We start from the raw sequence: 3,184 nt of genomic DNA, 5'->3' as shown, positions 1-3,184 counted from the left end.
ATTTTGCGCACCACTGCTTTGGGACTATCAATCTGAACCAGCAAACGTGAACGGAGAATGTGTTACCCATGTCTCCGTACACCTGTTACCTATGTCTCCAGTCCATACACAGCGGCAAAGAAAAGTAAGCAAAAGAAAGCCGCTCACACCGCCAGAATGACGCAGTCCACAAACCGCCTTACGCGGGGAATGGTGTAGGGGCATCCGGCATCTCGCACCTTCAAAGGTAGTGACAAAGCCGTCATTCATCCCGTTGCTCGCTGCGCGTGCAACGGTTGGGTCTGCCACGGAAACCAGCAAACCTTCGGTTTGCGTTATGCCCATCGGGGCGCGTAGCGCCCCCGGGTGGGCGGGCGCCTTGTCACTTTGCTTCGTGGTGCGAAGTGTCGGATGCTCCTATACCTTTCCCCCTGAACGGCTGTTTGCCAACTGCGTCACACTGGCGGTGTGAGCGGCTTTCTTTTGCCTACTTTTCTTTGCCGCTGCAAAGAAAAGTAGGTGCCGCCCCGCACAGGGGCAACGCTAATAGACCGACACGACCACAAGGCAATGTGCCAACCACCCAATAAAAGGTGAGCACATTCGGGAGCCACCCAATCGCATGAAAGTTGCGCCCACACCGATCTAAAAAGCCCCTTAATCAAAGGCCTACAAAACAAACACCGCCCCAGCTCTCACCCCCGATATCAATCACAAAGGTGAGCCTTTCCGGGATCAAGAATCAAAACCCCCAACGGTGAGGCCAGCCCTCAAAACCCCTGCACCGGCCCCAAAAGCAAACCATCAGTTAGGCTTCCCACGCCCCGCATTCCGCCCACCATTGCGCGCATCGCGCCCACCACCCTCATCGTCCTCGAACGAGCGCCCTTCAACATCCCGCTCACCCGACATATCGATAAGAAAATTCCGCTGCGGATTAGCCAGCTCGATCCCGCGCTCGGCAAAGTGAGTCAACACACGCCGATTAAACTCACGCTGCACGCCCCACCGCGACGAATCCTTACACTGAATCTGCCCCACCAGCGTGACACTCGCGCCATCGACCGAGTCCACGCCCCAGTAAGCGAAATCGCTAAGAATCCCGTTCTTGAACGCGTCCTCGCCACGAATTTCCGCACCGATGTCTTTCAGCGTAGCGATAGCCCGTTCGAGATCCGCGCCATTGGCGATCATCACCTTGACGGCCGCATTGCCGATGCCGCGATTCGTGTTGTTCACCGTCGTCACCGAACTGAACGGCACCGTATACAGCGAGCCATCGCCGCCACGCAGACGCACCGTGCGAATCGAGAGAAATTCCACCGTGCCCGACACACCAGCGACCGTCACCCAGTCGCCCACCTGCATCGCGTTTTCAGTGAGCAGAAAAATACCGGTGATGAAGTCCTGCACAAGCTTCTGCGAACCAAAACCCAGCGCCACGCCGAAGATACTCGCGCCGGCAATCAAGGGCGCGGTGTTGATGCCAAGCTGCGAAAGCGCAGTCAGACCCACCACCACGAAAATCGCCACAAAGAGCGTGGTGCGGAACATCGGCAACAGCGTGCGCAGTCGCGCGGCGCGCACGTAATCGCCGGCGTCGGTCCACGCGTTGAGGCGGCGCTCGGCCGCGCCATTCGCGGCTTCCCAGATCACGATCGCGACCACGATGGCAACGGCGATCGTCAGCAGCGCGGAGCCCAGCAGATGGCCGATCGGCGCGCTCACCAGGAAGCGGCCCGGATGCAGTCCCCAGACGTGCAGCAACACGTCGAGCATGACGATCCACAGCGCCGCCATCACGACGCGCCGCACAGCCGGGTAATAGCGATACGCGCGGCGTTGCGCGATGGTCAGGTTTTCGCCCTTGCCGTTCGGATCGAAGACGCGCCCGATCGCGCCCAGCACGACAATCGCCAGCATGCGCGCGCACAGCAGCACGCCCAGCGAGATGCCGCCCGCGCGAATCAGTTCCTGATAGCCGCCGCGCAGGTCGAGCGCCCAGACGAACCACAGCGCCATCACCACGAAGATCGCGGCAATCGCCCAGATATCGGCGAACCAGTGCACGAGCCACGCGAACGAGCCGCGCGAGGCCGCCGAATTGCGGATGCGCTCGGCCACCGCATGGCGGCATTGCAGGATCATGATCGCGATCGCCACGTGCGCCACCAGGATCACGAGCTTCACGAGCGCGAGGTGCGCGTCCTCGGTCATGCCGAGCGGCACGGCGCCCGCCAGCGCGCCGCCCACGCCGCCAATCACGACGATGCGCGTGAGCCAGCGTTGCGAGAATTCGGCCCAGACGCTGGTCATCGGCGTGAGACGCAGGTCGTCGGAATCGGGCGCGAACAACAGCTTGCCGATCGCGATGATGACGCGGCAGATCACCCAGGCATCGACCACGTGACCGACTGCGGCGGCCGGCGCGGCATCTTCGGGACCGAACAGCGAGAGCACGCCGGCGGCACACAGCCCGAAGCCGATCACGGGCACGAGTTCGAGCAGCGTGATGACAAAGGCCATCGGCAGGCGTTTGAGCAGGCGCCAATGGTGCGCGCCACGGCTGCGCTGCAGCGCTTCGCGCGCGAGCGCGGCCGCGCTTTGCACGTAGGACTTGTCGCTTGCGGCAGGCACTTCGGCGCTTTCCGCGGCGATGGCGTTGGCATCGATGCCCGCTTCGGGATCGTCCGTGCCCATGCCGGCGGCGCTGCGCAGGGCGTCTTGATCGGCATCTTTCTGCGCCGCTTTGATCGCGGCGGTGCCGCTCGCTTCGGGCGTTTGCGGCTGCGCCGGTGCGGCTGCGGCGGCGGTCGGCGTGGCACTGCTGCTGCCTTCGTCGCGATGCGCGGCCGCGTGTTCGACGATCGCGCGATGCGGCCGGGCGATCAGGCGCCGCAGCAGCGCTTCGAGCGCCAGCGCAGGCACGAGTGTGAGCAGCAGCACGCGCAGCAGGCCGATCAGGATTGCGTGCCCTTGCGGCGTGCCCAGCCGCACGCTCCACCAGTCGCGCGCCGATCTCACATTGAACAGCGCGCCGCGTGCGCGCAGCAACTGGCGGCCGATCACGCGCGCGCCGTGCGCCGCGCCATCGGCGATCTGCAGCACGAGGCCGTTCGAGCGCAGCGCATTCGAGAGCGCGTCGGAGGCGGGCGAGGCGCTGGCGGCCGATGCGCCCGGCGCGCTCGCGGCGCTTGCCGCGCTA

General features: G+C 64.0%; 1 protein-coding gene. It reads right to left on the bottom strand.

The annotated features are described in order from the left end of the window. Positions 1-783: 783 nt before the first annotated feature. Positions 784-3,184 (bottom strand): mechanosensitive ion channel domain-containing protein (locus G3N59_RS36715; RefSeq protein ID WP_205987903.1); only part of this gene is annotated, 2,401 nt, incomplete at its 5' end.

The sequence above is a fragment of the Paraburkholderia sp. Ac-20340 genome (genome assembly GCF_017104965.1).
Taxonomy (GTDB): Bacteria; Pseudomonadota; Gammaproteobacteria; order Burkholderiales; family Burkholderiaceae; genus Paraburkholderia.
The sequence above is the reverse complement of the archived record's forward strand: the minus strand, read 5'-3'. Positions and strand labels throughout refer to the sequence as shown.